At 55.9% G+C, this 23811-nt stretch carries 13 protein-coding genes; 6 read left to right on the forward strand and 7 right to left on the reverse strand.

The window, feature by feature from the left end; genetic code table 11:
* The first annotated feature begins 7 nt into the window (after positions 1 to 7).
* The 5 genes from ANT_RS12750 to ANT_RS12770 all read left to right on the forward strand — a co-directional run bounded on the left by ANT_RS12750 (position 8) and on the right by ANT_RS12770 (position 5768).
* Positions 8 to 1147 (forward strand): phosphotransferase enzyme family protein, encoded by a 1140-nt coding sequence (locus tag ANT_RS12750; RefSeq protein WP_041455038.1) that lies wholly within the window; start codon positions 8 to 10, stop codon positions 1145 to 1147.
* A complete protein-coding gene (locus ANT_RS12755) occupies positions 1144 to 2673 on the forward strand; it encodes a beta-N-acetylhexosaminidase (RefSeq protein ID WP_013560940.1) in 1530 nt (509 codons plus the stop codon). Before ANT_RS12750 ends, ANT_RS12755 begins: the two co-directional genes overlap by 4 nt.
* A 98-nt stretch (positions 2674 to 2771) precedes the next feature.
* A complete protein-coding gene (locus ANT_RS12760; RefSeq protein ID WP_013560941.1) occupies positions 2772 to 3329 on the forward strand; it encodes an RNA polymerase sigma factor in 558 nt (185 codons plus the stop codon).
* Positions 3322 to 4974 carry a DUF5666 domain-containing protein gene (locus ANT_RS12765; RefSeq protein WP_013560942.1) on the forward strand — a complete coding sequence of 551 codons (1653 nt, stop codon included), beginning with the start codon at positions 3322 to 3324 and terminating at the stop codon, positions 4972 to 4974. Before ANT_RS12760 ends, ANT_RS12765 begins: the two co-directional genes overlap by 8 nt.
* Before the next feature lie 89 nt (positions 4975 to 5063).
* On the forward strand, positions 5064 to 5768 hold the full coding sequence (locus tag ANT_RS12770; protein ID WP_013560943.1) for a cyclase family protein: 705 nt from the start codon (positions 5064 to 5066) through the stop codon (positions 5766 to 5768).
* Between the two features lie 2 nt (positions 5769 to 5770).
* Here ANT_RS12770 and ANT_RS12775 read toward each other — a convergent pair whose 3' ends face one another.
* From ANT_RS12775 to ANT_RS12785, 3 genes are all read right to left on the reverse strand, one after another.
* Positions 5771 to 8023, reverse strand: a complete 2253-nt coding sequence (locus ANT_RS12775; protein ID WP_013560944.1) for a sensor domain-containing diguanylate cyclase — start codon at positions 8021 to 8023, stop codon at positions 5771 to 5773.
* A gap of 9 nt (positions 8024 to 8032) precedes the next feature.
* A complete protein-coding gene (locus ANT_RS12780; protein ID WP_013560945.1) occupies positions 8033 to 8962 on the reverse strand; it encodes an ABC transporter substrate-binding protein in 930 nt (309 codons plus the stop codon).
* Between the two features lie 259 nt (positions 8963 to 9221).
* Positions 9222 to 9905 (reverse strand): HAD family hydrolase, encoded by a 684-nt coding sequence (locus tag ANT_RS12785; RefSeq protein WP_013560946.1) that lies wholly within the window; start codon positions 9903 to 9905, stop codon positions 9222 to 9224.
* A gap of 139 nt (positions 9906 to 10044) precedes the next feature.
* On the opposite strand from ANT_RS12785, the gene ANT_RS12790 reads away from it, so the two are divergent.
* The gene (locus tag ANT_RS12790; RefSeq protein ID WP_013560947.1) at positions 10045 to 16014 is read left to right on the forward strand and encodes an Ig-like domain-containing protein; all 5970 of its coding nucleotides are present in this window, start codon (positions 10045 to 10047) and stop codon (positions 16012 to 16014) included.
* Here the strand turns inward: ANT_RS12790 and ANT_RS12795 are convergent.
* From ANT_RS12795 to ANT_RS12810, 4 genes are read right to left on the reverse strand one after another with little or no spacing between them, the layout of a single operon-like run.
* On the reverse strand, positions 15988 to 17643 hold the full coding sequence (locus ANT_RS12795) for a helicase-associated domain-containing protein (protein WP_013560948.1): 1656 nt from the start codon (positions 17641 to 17643) through the stop codon (positions 15988 to 15990). The two genes, ANT_RS12790 and ANT_RS12795, sit on opposite strands and share 27 nt — an antisense overlap.
* A 3-nt stretch (positions 17644 to 17646) precedes the next feature.
* The gene (locus ANT_RS12800; RefSeq protein WP_013560949.1) at positions 17647 to 18579 is read right to left on the reverse strand and encodes a diacylglycerol/lipid kinase family protein; all 933 of its coding nucleotides are present in this window, start codon (positions 18577 to 18579) and stop codon (positions 17647 to 17649) included.
* Positions 18580 to 18591: 12 nt separating this feature from the next.
* Positions 18592 to 19752 (reverse strand): FIST signal transduction protein, encoded by a 1161-nt coding sequence (locus ANT_RS12805; protein ID WP_041455040.1) that lies wholly within the window; start codon positions 19750 to 19752, stop codon positions 18592 to 18594.
* Positions 19753 to 19764: 12 nt separating this feature from the next.
* On the reverse strand, positions 19765 to 23763 hold the full coding sequence (locus tag ANT_RS12810) for a GAF domain-containing protein (RefSeq protein ID WP_041455041.1): 3999 nt from the start codon (positions 23761 to 23763) through the stop codon (positions 19765 to 19767).
* Between the last annotated feature and the right edge of the window lie 48 nt (positions 23764 to 23811).

The raw sequence follows: 23811 nt of genomic DNA on the forward strand, positions 1-23811 counted from the left end.
GTCCCCCATGAGCACGATGCCCGAATCATCCACGCTATCGTTTGTCCTGGAACAATTCTTTCCCTCTCACCAGTGCCTTGAGATTGAGCGCATTGACAACGGGCATATTCACGAGACTTTGTCTGCTCGCTTGCAAACGCCCCAGGGCACGCAGGACGTGGTGCTTCAACGCATGAACCAGCACGTCTTCCCTCACCCCGAACAGGTGATGGAGAATATCCTGCTGGTTACCCGGCATTTGCAGGAGAGTTACCTGGCTGAAGGACAAAACCCCGAAGGACGGGTACTGCATTTCTTTGCCACGCCCTCCGGAGAATACCTTATACGCGACTCCGCGGGCGGGGTCTGGCGCGCAGCGCAGAAAATCCCCAACGCCCGCACTTATGAAACCACGCAGGATTTCAAAATCCTTTTTGAGGTGGCGTGGGCATTTGGCGACTTCCAGCGCCGGCTGATTTCTCTGGAAGGTACGCGCCTGCACGAAACCATTCCACAATTTCACCACACGCGCAAACGCTTTAACGATTTCATCCAAGCCGTCGAGCAGGATGCTTCTAACCGCGCATTGAGCGTTCGGCAGGACATTGAATATTTACAACGCCGTGAAGATAATGTGGATATCGTGGTGGACGCACTGGCAAAAGGGCATCTTCCCTCCCGCGTGACCCACAATGACACCAAAATCAACAACGTGCTGATGGATCGTACCAGCGGTAATGCCCTGTGCGTAATTGACCTGGACACGGTTATGCCCGGCTCCATCCTGTACGACTTTGGCGACCTGGTGCGCTCGGCGGCAAACACCGCACTGGAAGACGAAAAAGATCTTTCGCGGGTACATTTCGATGTTCCCCGTTTCATCCAACTGGCGCGCGGTTTCCTCAGCGCAGTCCGTGAAATGCTCTCTCCGCTGGAATGGGAACTGCTGGCATTTGCTCCGCGCCTCATCACCCTGGAGCAAGCCCTGCGTTTCCTGACCGATTACCTGCAGGGCGATGTGTATTACCGCATCGCCTACCCCCAGCACAATCTGCACCGCGCGCGCACCCAGATCCGCCTGCTTCAGGAAATGGAACAGCAAGCCGGCTTGATGGAAAGCATTCTCGAACGGTGTAAAACCGATTCTACTCTTGGGAGGTTCTCATGAAGGTTTTCCACATTATTCCTCAGCCCGCATTCATGTCTCTTCAGCCTGGGGAATTTCAGTTCACCGCTGAGACCGCCCTGGTTGCCGGGGCAGGTACAGAAGAAGTCACTGCCCTGGCGCATCTGCAACTGGCGCAAGCCGGGTTGGATTTACCCCTGGGGGAAGAAGGCGCTCAGGGCAAGGTCATTTTCGAACTTGTCCCCGACCTCAACCTGCCCAACAGCGAAGGATATTCTCTGAAAATCACCCCCGAAGAGATTCGCATCCGCGCGCAGGAAACCGCAGGGCTGTTTTACGGTTTGCAAACCTTGAGGCAAATGTTGCTGATTTCTCCGCAGGACTTTCGCCTGCCGTGCGTGGACATTGAGGACTACCCGCGTTTCCGCTGGCGGGGCGCCATGCTGGATGTGTGTCGCCACTTCATGCCCAAATCCTTTGTGATGAAATTCATCGACCTGCTGGCACTGCACAAACTGAACACCTTCCACTGGCATCTCACCGATGATCAGGGCTGGCGCATTGAAATCAAGCGCTACCCCCGCCTGACGGAAGTAGGATCGAAACGCAAAGAAACCCTCATCGGACGTCCCAGTTGGACAGACCCGAATGAAGACCGCTTTGACGGCATCCCTCATGGGGGCTTTTACACGCAGGAAGAAATCCGCGAGGTTGTGGAATATGCCCGTCAGCGTTTTGTCAATATTGTGCCGGAAATTGAAATGCCCGGTCACAGCACCGCCGCCATTGCGGCTTACCCCGAACTGGGCAATACCGGTCGTCAAATTGAAGTAGCCACCCGTTGGGGAATTTTCGAAGATATCTTCAACGTTGAGGAAAGCACCTTCCGCTTCCTGCAAAATGTGCTGGATGAGGTCATGGAACTTTTCCCTTCGCCCTTCATCCACATTGGCGGAGATGAAGTGCCCAAACAGCAGTGGCGGGAAAGCCCGCGCGTCCAGCAGAGGATGCGCGAACTGGGCATTGACAGCGAGGAAGAACTGCAGTCGTACTTCACCCGCCGCATGGACGCCTTCCTGTTTGCCCGCGGCAGAAGGATGATCGGCTGGGATGAGATTCTGGAAGGCGGGCTGGCACCCGGCGCGGCAGTGATGTCCTGGCGCGGCGAGGCAGGCGGCATTGCCGCCGCCCAGGCAGGGCATGAAGTGGTGATGGCGCCCAACACCTATACCTACCTGGACTACTATCAGGGCCCACCCGAACGGGAACCCCTTGCCATTGGCGGTTTTGTCCCGCTGGAAAAAGTGTACAGTTACGAACCCATTCCCGCCGAATTACCCGCCGAGAAAGCCCATTTCATTCTCGGAGCGCAGGCGCAGTTATGGACGGAATACATGCCCACCCCGGAGCATGTGGAATACATGGCGTTCCCGCGCCTGTGTGCGCTGAGCGAAGTGGTTTGGAGCCGCCCCGACCAAAAAGACTTTGAAGGCTTCAAGGAAAGACTGCGCTCGCACGTTGCCCGCCTGGAACGTCTGGGGGTGAATTATCATCCGCTGGATGAGTAAAGACCTGACAAATTTGTAAAGGTTTTCGCGACTCTTTTTGGCAGGGTTTTCGTTTTCAATTAATGAGAAAACCCTGCCATTTCTTTTGCCAGAGAATCATGCCTGAAACTTCGACCGTTCCTCACCTCATCGTACGAGCCCAGCGCGGAAGCCGGGAAGCCACGGCGCAGTTATACGAACTGTACCACGATGAAATCTACCGTTTTCTGGCATACCGCACAGGCGATAGCGACTCCGCGGCAGATTTGACAGGGGAGGTTTTCCTGAAAATGGTGGAGGCTCTTCCCAATTACCGATCCAATGGCGCCCCGTTCCGGGCATGGCTGTATCAGATTGCCCGCAATCTTGCCATCGATCACTTCAGACGGGGGAAATCACACCCACAGGAAAACCTTTCAGAGAATCATCAAGCCGTGAATGAAACCCCGGAAGAAACCGTACAGTCCCGCAGTCAGGTACAGGAACTGTATATTGCCCTGCAACGCCTTCCCGAAGATCAACGCGATGTACTGGTTCTGCGTTTCCTGAATGGGCTTCCACTGGCAGAAGTTGCGCGCATTCTGCACCGCAGTGAAGATGCCATCAAGGGGCTGCAGCGGCGAGGCTTGATCGCTCTGCGTGAAGAGATGAAATCACTGGAGGTTCCTTATGTCTGAACTGGATACCGCTCTTCAGGAATACTTGCAAAGGATGGAAGAAGGCGCCCCGCTGGAAGAGATTCTCTCCTCCCTTCCCCCGCAACATGCGGAACTGGCACCATTGCTGCAAACTGCCAGCACCCTGCGGCACTTCCCCCATCCCAGTCTTTCTCCCCATCGTGCCAGAGAACAGCGCGAGCGCGTACTCCGTCCATTACGCCGCTGGGAATGGCAATTCCTCAATTTTCGCCTGCAACCCGCCATTGCCATTATGGCAGCCATTCTGCTGATGGCTTTCGCGGCGTTGATGCTGTTGCGTCCAACTACTACCGTTCACACAGCCACATTGCTGGAAGTCCAGGGAGTAGTCGAAGTCCTGCGCAACGGCGAATGGCAACTGGTGAGCACTGGAGAAAAAGTACAGGAAGGGGAGCAGGTACGCACCCGTGCCGACTCAAGCGTTGTCTTGCTCTACCCGGACGGTTCCCGCACCTCTTTGAGCGCTGAAACTGCAGTCAACCTTGTCAAACTGGGCGTTCAGGGGAACGAGGTGTTACAGGTGCGCCTGGAACAGACCAGCGGAGAAACCCGCCATTCGGTGGTACCTTTCCGCAACGCTTCCGCCTTCTTTGAGGTGAACACCCCCACGGGGAAAGCCATCGTTCACGGCACCATTTTCTCGGTGCTGGTTGATGATCAGATCTTCAGCCGAGTTGCCGTCGAACGTGGCGTGGTGCAGGTGGTCAGCCCCAAAGAAGATGTCAAACTCACCGCAGGGCAGGTGACGGTGGTCAATGAGAACGGTGATGTAGATGACCCGGCAGTGGATTTCCACATCCAGGGAAAGATTTCCGCCATAGATAGCGACCAGTGGACAATCGCCGGGCTGTCCATCACGGTTCCACCCGACCTCGCCGCAACACTTTCTTTCCAGGTAGGCGATTGGGTACGGGTGTGGGGACGCATCCTGCCCGATGGCACACGCATTGCCGACCGTTTTGACTACGCCGTCAACGACAAAGAGAAACTGCGCTTTACCGGTGTGGTTGAGAGCATGGGAGCCGCTCAATGGATCATCAGTGGAGTGCCGGTGAAAGTAGATTCCGAAACCGAAATTGAAGGCACACCACAGGTTGGGGATGTCGTCCACGTTGCCTTCGTCATCCTGGAGGACGGTTCCTGGCTGGCGAAAGAGATTGAACTGGTAGAGGAAGAGGAACAGCCCACCCCCACCAGTGAAATCCCCCCCAGCGCAGAGCCTTCCGGAACGCCGGAACTCACTCCAACCCTGGAAGTCACCCCCACCCTGGAGATGACCCCGACCATTGAACCCACAGAAGAAGGAAACCGCGCAGGGTGTGAAACAACAGACAAACAACATCCGGAAGGACTGCGCCTTGCTGAACGCTATGGCGTGCCTTACGAAGAAATTATGGATTGGTTCTGCAAAGGATACGGATTTGGCGAAATTGATCTGGCGTACGAAATGTCTGCCCAAAGCGGTATCCCTGTAACCGACATCTTTGCCCTGCGTGAAAGCGGCATGGGCTGGGGAAATATCAAGAAATCTGTTGAAGCCACAGCAACACCCGAGCCCAAAGTGAAACCCGAAAAGACGCCCAAGCCTAAAAACACGCCACCCGGAAAGAAGCCAAAGCCCTAACCGGTAGAAAGAGGGGAAACTCCGGTTATAATACTCAGCAGTCTGGAGGCACCAGACTGCTGGGTGCATTTTTAAGAGGGAAAGCCATCATGCCCGTTCTGAAATTTTCCCGCGTGGTTGAATTGTCGCATCCCATTCATCCGGAGATCCCCCAATGGCAGGGAGATCCCCCCGTGATCTTCACCCCACACACGGATATTCCTTCTTCAGGATATTTCCTGCGCGCCTTCTCCATGGGTGAACACAGCGGGACGCATCTGAATGCACCTGCCAGTTTCATCACCGGCGGACGCGGGGTGGATGAAATTCCAGCCGGTCAATTGCTCCTGCCTGCGGTGGTCATCTCCATCACCGAGAAAGCCCGGGCAAACCCGGATTATGCACTCTCCCTTGAGGATATTACACGGTGGGAACAACACCACGGAGAAATTCCCGCAGGCGCACTGGTGCTGTTGCATACCGGCTGGTCACAATTCTGGAACGACCCACAACGCTACTATGGTTTGGATGAGCAACACAACACGCATTTCCCGGGATTTGACACACAATGCGCCCGTTTCCTCATGACCCAACGAGGAGCGGCAGGACTGGGTTGTGATACGCCGGGTGTAGAACCCGCCTGGGACATCCATTTCAGCGTCAATCGTTGTATTGCCGAGCATGACGGGCTGGCGCTGGAAAACCTCACCAACCTGCAAGAATTGCCACCCATTGGCGCCTGGGTGTTCATCGGGCGACTGGCTCTCAAAGACGGAAGCGGTTCTCCGATTTGTGTGCTGGGACTGACCCCTTGAAACTACAGGTAATCTGCCGTTTCTTCGCGGCGATGCGCCTGCTTCTGAGCATACATTGCCGTGTCGGCGCGCCGGTAAGTCTCCAGCAAAGGTTCGCCCGGTTGAGACACCGCCAGTCCCATAGACACACGAACCATGCGTGCTACAGGATTCTGAGGATCGAGCATGGATTGAAGCGACTCTTGAATACGTTGCATCACCGCTTCGCCGGCGGACTCATCTGCACCATTCAGAATCACCACAAACTCATCTCCCCCTATCCGTGCTGCCATGTCTTCCGAGCGCACACTGGCTTGAATGGCTTGCGCTACCAGGCGGATGTACTCATCCCCGCTGGTATGTCCAAAGGTGTCATTGACCCGCTTCAGATGGTCTAAATCCAGGACAATCAGACATACCGGCATCGTGTGCGGCGCGCGGTAACCGATGCGCTCTTCAAAGACCCGACGGTTGTATAACCCGGTGAGGGTATCGCGGGTATTTTGATGTACCAGCAGTGTTTCAATGCGCCGCCGTTCAGTCAGTTCATCATTGAGGGAGGCGTACAACAGGGCAAGTTCAATCACCTGAAGCACCCCGCTGGCAACCACCTCCAGGGTTTGAATCTCCACTGGCTCAAAGGGTTGATGCCTGCCTCTCCCTACTACCAGAAAGGCTTCTGCCGCTCCCGCTGGAGTCTGACGAAGAAGTAACAGATGTTCCACCTGTAAGTTCACCAGTTCGCTCAGGAATGGAGGCTGGCTGTCCAGCCTTGAAATGGCAATGGAACTCACCCGGTTATGGTTTCCATGAAAGACGCGGAACAACGCGTCCGATTGTTGATCCATGCGTTCCATGAGCGAGGCTTCCCCCTGGAGAAAAGCGCCTCTGACCTGCAATCGCGCGTTGGAATGCTCCCGAATCAACAACAGGGTCAGCGAGGCATTCAACGCCTGTGCCAGCACCCGGCACATTTCCTCCAGCATGTTCTCGGGGTTATGTACGTTCAGTAAGCGATTTAACAATTCCAGACGTTGAAGGTTCAAACGCAATTCCTGTTCGGTTTGACGGCGTTCGGCAATCTCGCGTTCCAGTTCTGCCGTGCGCACTTTCACCCGTTCTTCCAATTGCTCTGCCATGCGCTGAAGTTCCAGCATGGCATGTTTGCGACGCGCAGTTTCCAGTTCCAGGGCCTGATGGCGTTCTTCCAGTTGCGCTTCGCGTTCTTGAATCTGCTGGAACATGGTTTGGAAAGCGCTGGCAAGATCGCCCAGTTCATCTTCTCTGTCCAGATTCAAATTAATGTTGCACTCTCCACGCTCCATCTGCCCAATGGCCTGACGGAGATTGGACAGAGGAGTGAAAATCAATAATTTCAAATACCATCTGCTCCAAAAAGCAATTCCAATGATAAACATCAGAATTCCGACTCCCAGAACAAACACCGCTTGCCAAGAAGCCGAACGTACCCTGGAGAAAGGAACTTCAGAGAATACAATCCACGAAGTCTCTCCCACAGGCGCAGCCACCAAGAGGACTTCCTCTCCACGCAGACCGGTAACTCTACCACTCCACCCCACAGCACCTTTCAGGTTTAAGCCCACGTAAAGAGGCTTTTCACGAATAGAAACCCGAATCCAATCCAGGTCAGGATGCACCAGAATCTCGCCGTTCTGGTCGACAATCCAGGTGTTAACCAACGGGTCAGATGAGTAAGGTTTGACCCCATGCTGTAAGGTATCCAGGGAAATCACTCCGGCAAGCACTCCCCCGCGCTCACCCGGAAGCGCCATTAACAAGATGAAGCCCTCATTTTCCACAGGTTGAGCACCACTGAGATAACGCTCTCCCCGCAGAGCGGTCTGAAACCAGAGCGACTGACGAACGGTAAAGAGATTGCCCATGATGGGCGCACCGGAAGCCTCATGGAGAATCACCCTGCCGGCTTCATCCACCCAGACAATTTCCTTAAACGCTGTGTACTCTTTCAAAATTTGTTGTGCGGCAGCAAAGGTATGTTCATCCTGGGGATTTAAGACAGAGAGAGTCCTTAACGCTCGTTCATACACTCTTAAATAGGATTCGATATTTGAGACTGCCTGTCTGTTAATATCCTGAAGGTGCGCGCTCCATAAACTTTCCTGATGCATGCGCAGGAAGGTATATATCAGATACCCCATCACCACAAACACAACCAGCAACAGCGTTCCCAGCCACGCCATCATTTGCAGGCGGAGGGAACGATAGAAAGGGGGAGGTAAGACTCTTAAGCGCATTCGTTTACCTCATGGGGTGTCTATATACCGCTGCCAGAGTTCGTCGTGGAAACTTTCCCCCTGTGGGGAGAGCGGTAATATCATCTCAGAACGTTCAAGAATGGTATTGTCAGGGAAAATGAGAGGATTCTGACGAACCTGCGGAGCAATCAACTCCCACGCCGCGACGTTTGGGGTGGCGTAATGATTGAAATCGGCAATTTCAGCCGCAATTTCAGGACGCATGAGGTAATTCAGGAACAACTCAGCCGCATCCTGATCAGCACATGAACGCGGAATGACAAAACTTTCATACCATAACAACGCGCCTTCTTCAGGAAGCACCATCGTGACTTCACCAGTTTGCTGCTCCGCCTCCACCCAATCGTAAGCAAATGCCATGGCAAGAGGTGTTTCCCCTTCCAGCACCAGTTCCAGCGGAGAGGTCAAGCCCAAATCTTCAATAAACACTGCCCGCTGTTTCAACTCCGCCAAACGTTGAAAGGCTTGTTCCAGTTCTACCGGGTTTTCGGTATTCACCGAATACCCGAGGGATTTCAGCGCTATGCCTGCCAGTTCCCGTTTTTCCCCACGATACAGGGCAACCTGGGGAGTAAGGGTAATATCCCATAAATCGCTCCAGCGGCTTACCGGGCGGGGGAGCAAATCGATGCGCACCAGTAAGCCGGTAATACCCCAGTTGTACGGAATGGAGTAATGATTTTCCGGGTCAAAAACCAGAAAACGAAAGTCTGCCGAAATATTCTTGTAGTTGGGCAGGCGATCCTGCCGAAGAGGAAGCAACAGTCCTGCTTCCTTCAGAGCAGGGATATAACGCACATCCAGATTAGCAACATCCACCCGCTCTCCTGCACGAATCACCGACACGGCTTCTTCGAGAGAATCATAGGTGCGATAATGCACCTTCACCCCATGTTCCTGTTCAAATTTTTGCAACACAGTCAGGGGAAGATCATTTTCCCAGTTTAAAAAAAACCAATTCCCGTTGGGAAGGCTGGGAATGGACAGGCGAGGGAGTGCATCCCGACAAAAACAAAACAATCAGTAAGACTCTACTCAGTCTTCTGAACGTTTCAAGCCACACTTCTAATATCTCCCCCATCGCCCCTCCCCCGCACAAAACCAACCCCGAATAAACAGGCATTCGTGGTTGGATTATTTTTATTTTACCCTAATCTCACCTGAAACGGTTTGTTTCTTAACCCGAAAATGAATGGAAAAATTCCCCCAAATGACCGTCACGAAGGAAGAGCGTATCATAATCCGGAACTACCGCCAGAACGCCCGGCAGAGTCATCAGGTGCTCCGGTGGGTATGTGGTGGAAAGGGCAATACTCGCCATGCCCGCGCGATGGGCGGCTTCCAGCCCCAGCGGAGAGTCTTCAAACACAAGCCCTTCCGAAGGATGAATGGACAGCCGCTCGGCGGCTTTGAGGAAAATTTCCGGATGCGGTTTCCCCTGCGTCACCTGATCGCCGGTGACCAGTACGTCAAAATATGATTCAATATCCAGCCCTTCCAGTACAAAACGGGCATTTTCCACGCCTGCGCTGGTGGCTAAAGCGATCCGGATACCTTTCTGCTTTGCCCGAGCCAGCAAGCGGGTCAGGCCGGGCACTTCTCTCATCAGCGGGCGAAAACGAGAGCGATAAAGGGCTTCTTTTTGTTTTCCAAGTGCACGAATCTCCTCATCGCTCAAATCAGGATTGACAAAATCGCGCAGGATGTCGGCATTTGTTCTACCGACTGCCCGCTGTAGAAACTCTTTTTCGTCCAGTTTTACTCCTAAAGAGTGTAAAAACTCCCGCCAAATCTCGATGTGGAACGCCATGTTGTCCAGCAGGGTTCCATCCATGTCAAAAATAAAGGCTTTCCAGTTCATGCGCCCGATTATACCCCGCTTTTAAGGCAGGAACTTTGGCTTTATCACGGACGTCTTTAAACCTGTATAATCGAGATAAAGAATCACTTCCTTTCAAAAACGTCCTTTAACCTGCCACAGAAAAGAAAGAAGGAACAGTATGGTTTCCTCATCTCTTCGCCCGAAATCTCCGTTTTTTGTGCTGATTTCTGTGATTCTGCTGGTGAGCATGGCATGTTCCCTGCCGGCATGGCTTCCGGGGCAGACCCAACCCACCCCAACAGAAGCCTCACCCACACAACCTCCCGCTCCCATTCAAAGCGATAAACCGCGTTTACAGGAAGATTTACCCCCCACAATTGTTGAAACCGACCCTTTTATCGGCAGTGAGATTGCCCCCAATTCCAGTTTGACCTTTTATTTCAACCAGCCCATGGAACGTCTGAGCGTGGAAGGGGCTTTCCGCGGCAGTCCGCCGCTGGCAGGACGCTTCGAGTGGCTGGATGACGCCACCGTGCGCTTCATCCCCGACCAGCCCTGGGCACCAGGCACAGAAATTGAAATTACCTTGGAAACCAGCGCCCGTGCCGCCAACGGTAAAGCCCTGCAAGAAACTATCAGCCTGCGTTACCGCGTCGCCACCGCGCTGAAAGTCGCAGAACGCATCCCCGCCCCTAACTCCGAAGACATTCGCCCCGACTCTGCCATCGTGGTGACCTTTAACCGTCCGATTGTTCCCCTTGGCGCCGACCCAGCCGGTCTGCCCGCCGCCTTTACCCTCTCCCCGATTGCCGAAGGGCGCGGAGAATGGCTCAATACCAGCACATACATCTTCTACCCAGAGCCGGCACTGCAAGGCGGGCAGACCTACACCGTACAAATCAATCCTGACTTGCAAAGCATTGAAGGTCTGCCTCTGGAACTGAACAACCTGCAGCCCGCCGAGTGGCAATTCACTACCGCCCTGCCCAGGGTTATCTCGATTACCTACCCGCGAAATCCCGATACCGAACAGTTGGAACTGCAAGGTGAAATAACCCTCACCTTCAACCAGCCCATGGATACAGCCAGCGTTGCCGAGAACCTGCGCCTGCTGGACCCTCAAAGCAATCCCGTGTCTGGCAAAGTGGAATGGAACGAAGAAAAAACGGTCTTCACATTCAAACCTGATCAATGGCTCTCCCGCAATGCGGTGTACACCCTGACCCTGGCTTCTGAAACCCGCTCTCGGGGCGGGCAGCCGCTGGGAAGTCCTTACACGCTTTCGATGCTCACCCTGCAAGATTTTGCGCTCAGCACCACCAGACCTGCTCCGGGAGATCTGATGAACATCAACTACGGGTATGGTTATGGGACGCTTACCTTTACTTCGCCGCTTGACCCTGAGCAAGACCTGAAAAAACTCATTCGCTTCGATCCGCCGGTTACCTCGCTGGACATACACTATGAGAGTAAATATTCGATAGGATACTTCGGAATCTTTTCCCCATCCACCACTTATACCATTTTTGTGGATAGCAATCTGCGCGACCGCTACGGGCAGGTGCTGGGCACGCCGCTGGCTTTGAAAATGACCACCAACAAACTGCCTCCCTCATTGATTCTGGAAGCCCCAGCAGATTATTCGCAGATAGTCTTTTTACCGGCAGGGAATCCGGTTACCCCTGCCCGGGTCACCGGGTTATCTTCGGTGCGGTTTTCGTTCACCGAATTGAGCGTAGACGAGTTCATGACCTCCATGGTCCTCGGTGAAGCCCCCTCGTATAAACAAAGGCGTTCCTTTACCCGCACCTTTGATGTAGCGCCAAACCAGAGCCAGCGGGTCAACCTGAACGTTTCACCCGATGGCAACCCCCTTCCACCCGGCATTTACTGGTTGTTCTCTGCGGCGCCGGGAGCAGATCAAAGCGCTTCTTCGAATTACTATCTCATCAGTTCACGCATCCATCTGACGCTGAAAGTCAGCCCCGATCAGGCACATCTCTGGGCGGTGAGTTTGCCGGACGAGAGCCCGGTAGCCGGGTTACGGATTTCTATCGGGCAGGCATCCCAGAACGAATGGACAAATCTGGGAGAATGCACCACCGACGCTCAGGGAATTTGCACCGTGGACTTACCTTACTTTGAAGAGCCTCCCTCGTATTTGTTCGCTACCAGCGGTAGCCCGGGAAGCGCCGATTTTTCCATAGCCACCACAGAGATGCGCGCCGCGGTACCTCCATGGGAAGCGGGTATTTCGCAGGCATACTACGCACGCCGGGAATTTGTCTATCTCTACACCGACCGCCCCATTTACCGCCCCGGGCAAACGGTGTATTTCAAGGGTATCTTCCGCTATCAGAACGATTACCGCTACACCCTGCCTGAACCCGGCGAAGTAGAAGTGCAACTGCTTTCTCCCTACGATGGTTTGGGAACGCGCTCCCCGGCTTCGACCATGCGGTTAACCCTCAGCCCTAACGGCACCCTGAGCGGAGAGTTTAACCTGCCGGATGATGCGCTAGAGGGCTGGTATTCCATTGAGATTCCGGAATGGAAAGCCAGCAAGTCCTTCCAGGTAGCTTACTACCGCAAACCGCTGTTTGAACTTACCCTGAGCCCGCAAAGCCCGGAAATTCTGCTGGGGGAAGATTTCCTCACCACCCTCTCCGCCACATATTATTTTGGTGCGCCGGTATCGGATCTGGAATTCCGCTGGACCTTGAAAGCCATCTCCGAAATGTCTTACCTGCCCGGCGGCTACCATGCAGGCTCATACGATGCAGGCTGGTTGCGCATGTACAAAGGCGTCATGTATCCGTTTACGTACATTGCAGATGGTTCCGGTACTACCGGCAAAAACGGCACGGCGCAAATTCGTGTGACGCCGGAGCAATTTGCCCAACTGAACCCCACGCAGCGCCACCGCCTGATTCTGGAAGTGTACATGAGCGACGAGAGTCAGTTGCGCCTGAGCGCACAGACTGAGGTTGTCCTGCACCCGGAGCCTTTCGAAATTGGCGCCAAACCTGAAGCGTGGAGCGTGCGCGCCAGTGAACCAGCGGGCTTTTCCATCCTGACAGTGGACTGGGAAGGCAACCCAACCGGTAACCTTGATCTCTCGGCAGTCTTCAGCCGGGTAGAATGGCAGGCGGTGGAAAGCAACGCGCCGTATGGACGTCCGGAGTACGAGCGCATTCTCACTCCCGTGGCACGCACCGACCTGCGCACCGATGAGAAAGGCAGAGCACGGGTGGAATTCACCCCCTTGGAAGCCGGCATCTACATGCTTACTCTGCAAGGCGGGCACGCCCTCACCGAGGTGATGATCTGGGTGAGCGGAGCAGGCGCGCCTCTCTCCAGTCCCAGCCCGGATCGGGGAATTCCCATTGACAAAGACGCCCGGGAATATACCCCCGGAGATAACGCCGTGCTGAGCATTCCCAACCCCTTTAATGAGGATACACTGGCATTGATTACCGTCGAGCGCGGGCGGGTGCTGCGTTCGTACGTGGTGAGACTAGAGTCTGGAATTGCCACCTTCAGACTGCCCATCGAAGAGCGCGATGCCCCCAAAGTGTTTGCCTCGGTCATCCTGCTGGGACGTACCTCCGACGGACAGCCAGATTACCGCGCTGGCTATGTCGAGATTCCGGTGAAACCCAATGCCCTGTTGTTGAATGTGGAAATTGGCTTGCCTCCCTCTCCGGTTGCACCGGGACAGGAGGTGACCCTGGAAGTAAAACTGAGCGACTCTGAAGGCATACCGGTACAGGGAGAGTTCTCTCTGGCAATGGTGGATAAAGCGGTGCTGGCGCTCAGCCCGGAAAAAGAGCCCACCATTGAGGAGATGTTCTACGGGGAAGTCTATCTGTTGGTCAGAACCCACCTGCCACTGGCACATTTCATCCCGCATCAAATTGAGGTCAGTATGGGACGCGGTGGCGGAGGGGGCGGCGGTGGTGAAATGGCTGTCTCCCCAGAAACCCGCAGCCGTTTCGAGGATACGGCGGTCTGGTTTGCCACTGTGGAAACCGATGCCCAGGGACGTGCTTCTCTTCCGGTACGTCTGCCCGATAACCTGACGACCTGGGTGGTGGATGTACGTGGCGTTACCGGCGATTCACAGGTAGGAAGTAGCACTGCTGAACTGATTGTAAGCCGTCCGGTGCTGGTCATGCCGGTCATCCCACGCTTCCTGGTCGTGGGCGATCACTTGCAGATAGGTGCACTGGTAGCAAACAACACCCCCCAAGCGCGCACCGCGCAGGTAAGTTTGAATGCCGCCGGTTTGACACTGGATGACCCCGCTCAAGCCACCCAAACGGTGGAACTGCCTGCCAACGGGCGAACGCGGGTGGACTGGTGGGTGCGGGTGGAGGATGTAGCCAGCATTGACCCCATCTTCCGCGTTGTGACAGATGAATACAGCGATGCCACCCGCTCCGAACTGGCACCCATCCCGGTGTTGCGCTTTACCGCCTATCAAACCTATGCCAGTGCGGGAGTACTGGCGCAGGGTGGAGAACGCCTGGAGGTAGTGAGCCTGCCGCGCACCTTCCAGCCCACCGGCGGCGAACTGCGCATTGAACTCAGCCCCTCCCTGGCGGGGAGTGTGCTGAGCGGACTGGAAGCCTTCAAGGCATACCCCACCGATTGGAATGAAACTGTGGTCTCCCGTCTGATGGCAAACCTGGCAACCTACCGGGCTCTGAAGGATTTCAACCTGCCCACCCCCGATTTGCAAAACCGCCTGGAGAAAGCCATCCGCGCCGACCTGCGCAGTTTGATTCAAAACGAACGCTACAACGGCTACTGGGGCTGGATGCCCGATGCCTATGAGGGAGACCCGCGTCTGACCGCTTATGCACTGCTGGCACTGCACCTTGCCGCCCAGCAGGATTATGCCGTTGACGAAAGCCTGATTCAACGGGTACGGAACTGGCTTGCGGAGAATCATGGTGGGGTTGAGATTAACGAAGAGACCGACACTTTCACCCTGGAGAATACCGCATTTCAGGGATATGTCCTCAGCCTGTGGGGGGATGATCCTGTCGGGTTAACCAGCCTGTACTGGTTGCGCAATCGCCTCTCCCCCGCCGGACAAACTTTCCTTGCCCTGGCAATGGAAAATCTCAACCCGGGAGATGAAAACGCCAAAACGCTCATTCAGGAACTGCTGGCAGGTGCGCAACGCAGCGCCAGCGGTGCTTTCTGGCAGAGTATGGAGGCTTCTTCCTTCATCGGACAAACGCCCATCAGCAACACCGCCGTGGTGGTGTACGGACTGTCGCGCTTTGAGCCTTCCAGCGCGCTGATTCCCGATGCCGTGCGCTATCTGGTGATGAACCGTCAACCGGACGGCGGGTGGTACTGTTCTTACGATACCGCCTGGGCCATCCTTGCCCTGACCGAAGCCCTGCGCTCTACCGGCGATTTGCGCGCCAACTTTGCCTACTCGGCTGAGTTGAACGGCAGTGTGGTAGCATTGGGGAGCGCCAGCACCCCCGCCGACGCTCTCAACCCGGTCACCGCCGCCATTCCGTTGAGCGGTTTGCTTCCCGACTCACCTAATGCCCTGCGTATCCGCCGCGAGCCAGGCGACGGCAGACTGTATTACCGCACTTATCTTGCTGTGGGACGGGACGCCGCCGAAGCACCACCGGTTTCCAGAGGACTTTTTGTCCAGCGGGAGTACTTTGACAGCACCCAGCCCTGCACCGAACAGGTTTGCCAGCCCGTTATAGAAATCACCCGTGGGCTGAGTACCGAACTGCTCGTCCGCCTGACCGTCACCGTGCCGCAGGACCTGTACAATGTGGTAGTGGAAGACACCTTCCCCGCAGGCACGGAAGCCCTCAACCCGCGCCTGAAAACCTCGCAAGTGCCCCCTAACCCGGAGTCCCCCATCTATGATTTGCAAAGTCCTTTAAGGGAAGGCTGGGGTTGGTGGTGGTTTAATCAGCCACGCATCAGCGATCAAACCATCCGCTGGTTTGCCTCGTATCTGCCCGCCGGAACTTACACACTCATCTACCGCCTGATTCCTACCTTTGGCGGTGAGTTCCAGGTGATTCCCGCACGGGCTTACTCGGTGTACTTCCCGGAAATTGAAGGGCGCAGTTCAGGGAACTTGCTCGTCATCCGCTAAGGCGGAGAAGTAACCCAACTCGACCAGCGCCTCGCGCACCTTATCTTCTGCCCCGCGCCGCACCAGTACCACAGTGGGAGAAAGTTCCTCCCCCAGAAAACGGGCGGCGCGGGAGCGTTTTAAGGCGGTCAACACCTCAGGCGAAGCCACCCGCAAAAGTGTAGCATGCTGAAAACTTGCCTGCGTGCCAGCACTTTCCCAGCGTTCCAACCCTTGAATCAGGGAGGGAGGGAGCGCGGTTTTCTCGACCTGCTTGCGCAACAGAGCAACCAGCATGCGCGGACGCAGTCCCTGAGCCGCGGCGCGCTCCAGACTGCGCGCGGTGACCCGGTAGCGATATTCTCCCTGGGTCAACTCATCCCATTCGCAGAAACGGGCAACCTGATAGCGCACGGCTCGCGAGAGCGTACGTTCAGCAATCATCACACCGGAAGAGAACACCTTTAATTTGCCCGTCTCGGCAGGCAATCCCTGCGGAGCGCTCCCCTGAAGCAAACTTTCTGCCCATCCGGAGAGACGAAAAGCACTCACCACATCCTCATGGGCGTGCTTTGCCAGGTCCACTACACCCAGAGGATACAGGATCTCCACCAGCATAAAGCGAATGAGCGCCCCGTCCACTTCATCCCACGAGGCAATCCCACGCAAGTACACACCATCAGAAGCCCGGCGGATAAACCAGGAATCGTAATCGCCCGCCGGACGCTGAAAGTCGGGGTCTTCCTCGCGGAAAGCGCGCACAAATGCCGCCAAACTCCACCAACTTCCCACAGGAAGAGACTGCAGACGTTCCAGCACTTTCTGACGGGCGCGCAGAGCGTCATTCTGCCAATCTCCTTCGCAGATAAGTCCGGGCATCAGGCGCAGTTCGTTGAAGGATTCGGAAGATTTCCAGGCAGAAACCAGCAGGGCAAGCGCCTCTCCGCGCGGGGCTTCCAGAAATGCACGCACCGGCTCGGCAACAGGCTGTCCCTGCGGGTCGAGCAAGCCTGCAGAACGGAGAAGGGCTTGCCAGAATGGGGTATTCATCGGACGCAGGAGATGTTTCTTTAACTCCTCTTCCGCAATTCCGGCGCGAAGTCCTGCCAGATAAGTACATAAATCATCCAGAAGATCATCATTCACCACAACAGGCTGTTCCACCTCCCCCGGAGAGGCTGGACGTCCAAAAGGATGCTCATCTGGCTGAGTGAGCGGGTGAAGTACATCCAGCAGGTCATCGGGGATATAGGCAAATTCCACCGGCTCTCTTTCGCCGGGTTGCTGAAGAAACGCCCTGCCAATCATGGCACGGTACCACAACACCTCGGCTGGGGAAATGGGATTGAGATCCGGGCGTTCCTTCTCCCGCTTGCCGGGACCGAAAGGACGTACTTCCCCAAAGCGGCGGGTGAAGACAGCCCAGGAAAGCCGTCCGCCGTTTTGCGCCAGCAACTGCAACGCCTGCCGGGCGCGTTCGGGGAGCGTTTCCAGCACCTCATCCCGCCACTCATGCTGAAGAATGCCCTCAATCACCTGATTTAACACTGCGGCACGATCGTCCCCATGCAGTTCAATGCCCCATGCCTGGGCTACCATTTTCAGGAAGCCCAAATCGCGTCCGCTAAGCACATCCATCAGCAGGGGCATATATCAACCCTCCAGTGCCGGGGCTACCACGCGGATTGCCGAAGGTACCGCCTCAACGGTCAAATTCCGCACTGTAGAATGGTAAGCGGCATAAATTTCCCCATCGGTATGAATGAAAAGCGGACGGTCGCTGTGCAATTCCAGTCGGCGCAACTGCCCCGAGCGGACATAAGAAAGACTTTCCTGAGTTCCCTTGAGGAAATAGGGCACCGTGTAAAACATCATCATACGGGGAATGGTGCGCACGGCACAGAAATCAATGGCGCCGTCGCGCACACTGGCACGAGGGGCAATCTGGAAGCCTCCGCCTTCGCGCCTGCCGTTGCCCAGAATGGTCATTAACAGATTCTCTTCCCACTCTTCCTGATCAGTACGGAAATGCGCATGGTAGGGGGTGTAATCCAGCAGGACGGCTTGCAAAAGCGCCAGAAAATACACCAGAAAGCCCTGAAACACAGGGATGCGCCGCGAGCGGATGTTAATCACTGCATCAAAGCCGATTCCCAGTGAGTTCACCCAGTACTCTTCATGCCCGCGATTATCGCGGATGTGGGCAATATCCACCGCATGGGTGGGAGCGGAGAATGCCTGCCGCAGGGCAATCTCCGGGTCGGACGAAATTCCCAGGCTGTGAGCAAAGTCATTGCCGGTGCCCACCGGCACAATAGCAAGCACCGGGCGTTTTTCGGGGGGGAGTTGCATCAGCCCGTTGACAATTTCATGCACCGTACCATCCCCCCCCATGGCAATGATCGTCTCCACGCCATCCTCACCTGCCTGGCGCGCCAGTTCCACCGCATGGGTAGGGTACACCGTTCCTGTCCACTCGGCGCCGCCCAGTTCGGTCAGCAAGGGGCGCAGGGAAGAGGCAATTGCCCAGGAACGCCCAAAGTTGGCAATGGGATTAAAAATGATTCTGACCCGTTTCCGGGGCATATGGGTATGATTCTACTCCTGTGAAGCCAGAATCAGGATGGTCACGCTCTGATTATAAATCATTGGGGCATAATTGATTGCCGGACGGGCAATCTGTCCGAGGGAATATCCCCCTATCACGGGAATGCTCCCCAGGGTATCCTGAATGGTCGCCACAATTTGTCCGGAGCGCATATTGAACAATTGCAACCAGGCAAGGTCCACCAGCGCCAGGGCAATCAGCGGGCGCGCGGGTCCAATTTCATCCAGCGCATGGCGCACGGCTGCTTCAGCGGATTCAAGACAGGCTTGCGGGTCGCCCAGCATAAGATGGGCTACACTGCCCGAAGGCACCACGGCGCTCATGCGCAGGCTACCATCCACCTCCACCCGAAGTGGAGAACGCACCAGCAGATTGCCATTGTTCTCGATGCCCAGGGGATACAGGCGCACCACCTCATTAAGCGGGGGATAAGCCCACTCACGCGGCTCATGCCCAAAATATTGCACGTACAGTTCCACCGCCGGACGATCTTCGATGGTTTGAACCCACACATCGCGGGTCTTGCCAATAGTAGCGTGCAAACCGGTATCACGCCAGCCATGCCCACTTCCCGTCCCCAGGCGGAAGCGTCCCCCCAGAGTCACCGTGGACAGCGCGCTGTGCCCTGCCTGTCCCCGCCCTACCACAGCCGTTTTTCCAGAGGAAAACCCACCCGATGCCAACCCTCCGCCTACGGCAACCGGCAAATCTGCCAGCATGGAACAAAGCGGCGCCAGTGTGCCATTGACACCATCAGCGGCAAGAAGCACCGCCTGGGGGAGCATCAGGTCACTGCGGAAATGGCGCATCACCTGTCGGGCAGTTTCGGTACTATCAAGCGCAAAAGTGTTCCAGAAGTGCGCCTGGGCTTTGAGGTCACCCCCCGCAACCAGCGCTACTACCACCGAACGGGGCACTTCGCGATCTCCAGCCAGCGGGCGCACCGTGCTCATTCCCCACAAGGGCGTTTCTCCCAGCAACCCCGCCATGCCGCTGGCAACTTCGCCGAGGTCAAACTCTTCAGAGGCAAAGACGATTCCAAGCGCCGGACGCAATGCCCCCAGTTGATCCAGCGCTTTCTGCGTGGCTTTCATGGCGGCATCGCGCCCATCCAAACCCTGACCTACACCATACACAGCAATTCTCGTCATGGACATCCCTCATCACTGCTGGGAGATGGGCACGGTAAAGTGGAAAGTCGTGCCTTTGCGGAATTCACTCTCAAACCAGATATTCCCGCCCTGCATTTCCACCAGACTCTTGGTAATGTTCAAGCCCAAGCCAGTACCGGGCACTTCGCGCGTCTTGGGGTCTTCAGAGCGGAAGAACTTCTGGAAAATCTTTTTCTGGTCTTCCTCGCTGATCCCAATGCCGTCGTCTTTCACCCACACGTGAATCACCTCGGGCACACCTTCCGGATTCCAGACATTCTTTGCCCGTTCAGCCGCCACCAGAATATGCCCGCCCTGTGGGGTGTACTTGTGGGCATTGCTGACCAGATTGACCAGTACCTGCTCCAGGCGGGTACGGTCTGCCCATGCGGGGGGTAAATCAGCCGGGATGGCAATTTCCAGCGTTTGCTTCTTTTCGTCAATCTGGCGGCGGGTGGAACGCACCACCCCCTCAACCACCTCGGCAAGCGAGACGGCTTTGAATTCCAGACGCAAGCGCCCAACCTCGATTTTGGAGAGGTCGTTGAGGTCGGAGACCAGCGTGTTCATACGCTCGATGTTGGCGCGGATGGTGTTGAGGAAGTTTGCCTGCGCCTCGTTGACGGGTCCCACCGCACCCGCAGCAAGTAATTCGGTGTACCCCTTCACCGAGGTCATCGGGTTTTTCAATTCATGCGCCACAAAGGACACAAACTCACTCTTGGCAAGGTTGGCGTTCTGCACCGCCTGATACAACTGAGCATTGAAAATGGCAATGGAAGCGTGATCACTCAGGCGGGAGAGGAAGTCCATGATTTCTTCAGATGCCTGCTCGGGCGAGGTGCTCTCCAGCAAAATCACCCCAATGGTGTTGGTCTCGCGGCGGATGGGAATAAGAATTTGCGAGCGGGCAGAACGCAACAGGCGGGCGCCATCTTCTTCTGTCAAAGAACGGCGCATGGGCACGGCTTCCTGCAACGCCTCATCTAGATTGTACTGTTCCAGCGGTAGCGGCGCATTCTGGAAGGGTTCCAGTTCATCGGCATAACCCTGAGAAGCCATGATACGCAAACCATTTTCCTGCAAAATACCGATTAAACCGGCTTGGGCACCGCTGCGGCGCATTGCCCATTCCAGGGTCGTGCGCATGGCGCGGGTGGTGTCCAGACTGGTATTTAACTCGCGGTCAATGCGCTGCATGATGGACAGTTCTTCCACACGCTCTGCCAGCGCCTGATCAGTCATGGTGTACAGGCGGGCGTTCTCAATTGCCACCGCCGCCTGAGCGGCAAACGCCGATAGCAGGTCCTGATCATCGCGGGTAAAGGCCGAGCCATCTTTCTTGTTAATTACCTCGATGACTCCAATAACCTTGTCCTTAACCATCAACGGGATTGCCAGCAAAGCATGGGTAAAGTACCCCGTCTGCCGATCCGTCTGGCTAAACCACTCCGGATACTTGCTGACGTCATTAACAATGATGGGCTGGCGGCTCTTAACGGCTTGCCCTACCACCCCTTTTCCGGGGGGCAATCGGCGGTTGAGCAGGGTGTTGGCAACCGGGCTGACTACAACACGGAAGACCAGTTCCTCGGTGGCTTCATCAATCAACAAGAGACTCCCGGCATCGCAGGAGAGGATATCCACCGCCGAACGCAGAATGTTCTGAAGCAGGGGTTCCAGTTCCAGCGTAGAGGTCAACTGGCGGGTCATCTCGTTGAGGGTGGTCAACTGCAGGGCGCGGCGCTCGGTTTCTTCAAGCAAGCGGGCTTTGACGATGGCACCGGCTACCTGATTGGCAATGGACTGTGCCAGGTTTTCCTGCTCGGGGGTATATTCCACACGCGGGTCTTTGCTGAACAGGCTCAACGCGCCGATGGTGCGCGCACCAGTATTCAGCGGAACTGCCAGATAGGCAAACACTCCCGGACGGGGTTCGCCTACGCCGCGCCGCTGAACCTCACGGTTGTAATCATCGGTTCGGATGGCGCGTTGCAGGCGGATAACTTCCTGTTCGAGCGCCTGGCCAGCAGGCACGGGCTTGTTTTCTTTGGCGGAGATGCGCTCATCCTGCTCCAGATAGAAAGCATAGGTGTACATGTCATTCTGCTCATCGTGGAGCATGATACGGAATTCATCACAGGTAATGATCTGGCTGGTTTGAGCGTAAATTAACTCCAGAATGTCATCCAAACCGGGAGTCACATTCACGCCCTGCGCCACACGGGTCAACACATTCATCTGGCGCACGCGGTTCTCCATGTTTGCCAGCACCTGAGCGCGCTCAATGGCTAAGGCTGCCTGATCGCACAGCGCTTCAGCATAACCCAGTTCACGCGGGGTATAGGGTTCGCCGGTCGTGCGTTCCCCCAGCACTACCCATCCGGAAAGACGTTCCCGCCCGGGAAGAGGGATGAAAAGGGTTGCGCCCAGTAATTCGATACGCGCGCGCTCTGCCTGCATGGCTACCGGAATACTTTCCTGATCGTTGTACAGTACAGGACCGCGACGCGCTGCCAGCATCTGCACCAGCGGGCTGGTGGGAGCAAAACGCAAATCGCTGGTCAGTCTCCCATCGGCACCGGGGGTTGCCACATATTGATCGCTCAGGGCATCATAGACAAAAACGTGCAAATGCCCCGGCATCAGGGCTTCTTCCAGATAACGGCGCAGAACCGCAAGAATGGCTTTTAACTCCACCGCGCGGGTCAGTTCGCCGGAAAAGGTTTGCAAACGTTCCTGAAAGACATGCTGACCCCGGAAGAACACCGCATCCACCGTATGCTGCAGGGAATTTCTCAGAGGGACGAATACCAGGGCAAGAACGAAGAAAATTAACCCCAGCAAAACTGGCTGATACACGCTCAGCAACTGCCCGGCAACCAGCGATAATCCGGTCACCAGCAGAGCATAGCCCACGGCAATCAGCACCGCCATGCCGCCATAGAGCAGGGCACGGCTGAGGACAAACTCGGTTTGGGTAAGGCGGTAACGCTGAATGGTGTACCCGATGACCGCCGGGAAGATCATCAAAGGCAACAACACCAGGGCTGAAGGGGCATTCACCGCACGGAACAGGCTGAGGATCCAGTACACCACCAGCGGGGTAAAGGCAACCACTCCCCCCAACAATGCGTGGCGAAGTTGTTCGCGCTCTACCGGCGTGAGAGCACGCCGGCGGCGGAAAAGCATCCAACCAAACGCGAAAATCGCCGCAAGCGCCAGCAGGATGATTAACGCCCGGAACCCCAGAGTAAACTGATTCGGTTGTGAATTAAGATAACCCTGAAGCGCCAGCCCAAACGCCAGCAGTCCCGGCAGAAAAGCCACCCAAATCACCCAGCCTGCACGGTGCAACACCACGTCTTCGCGCGGGAAATACAGGGTGAGCCCAACTGCCGTACCGCCTGTCAGCGCCAGAGAAAGCAACCACAGCGGTACAAATTGCTGAACGGTACTCCAATCGACTAACCCGGCACAGGCAGTAGCCACAGACAAGAAGAAGAACGCCAACCACCTTCCTGAAGTCCGTCCCCGGCGCACCCACAGCATCCAGGCCGCCGCCACCCAGTACACCACCGCTACCAGCAAAGCGGCAAAAAAGGATTGCCGGGATGATACCCTCCTGAAAGAGGAGGATGGGAGAGAAAGGGAAAGCGTTTCGCCGTTGCGAAAAACCTGAACGGAGAGTGGGGAATCAGGTAGAGCATGGCGCAGGGCGCGATACCATTCCGCCCGGGAGCCGACAGGAACACCGTTCACACTGAGAATGCGATCGCCGACCTGCACTCCCTCGGCATTGAACGGTACTCCCTGCAGGACTTCCAGCGAAGGGGAAAGCACCAGTGGAGCAGATGAGGCAATATTGGGCCTCAGCGCCATGGCTACACCGTTGAGCATGACCCCCAACGCAACAACAAGGTAAAGGAAGAGGGCAACCAGCGGAATCCAGACTTGCACCGGTTGTCCTCGCAACATCCAGCGATTTTGTACCGTCACAGGCTGATCCATGCTGTTATTATAGTGCCTCTTGCCCTTGATTGTCAGTCTGCGAAGCCG

The sequence above is a fragment of the Anaerolinea thermophila UNI-1 genome (genome assembly GCF_000199675.1).
Lineage (GTDB): Bacteria > Chloroflexota > Anaerolineae > Anaerolineales > Anaerolineaceae > Anaerolinea > Anaerolinea thermophila.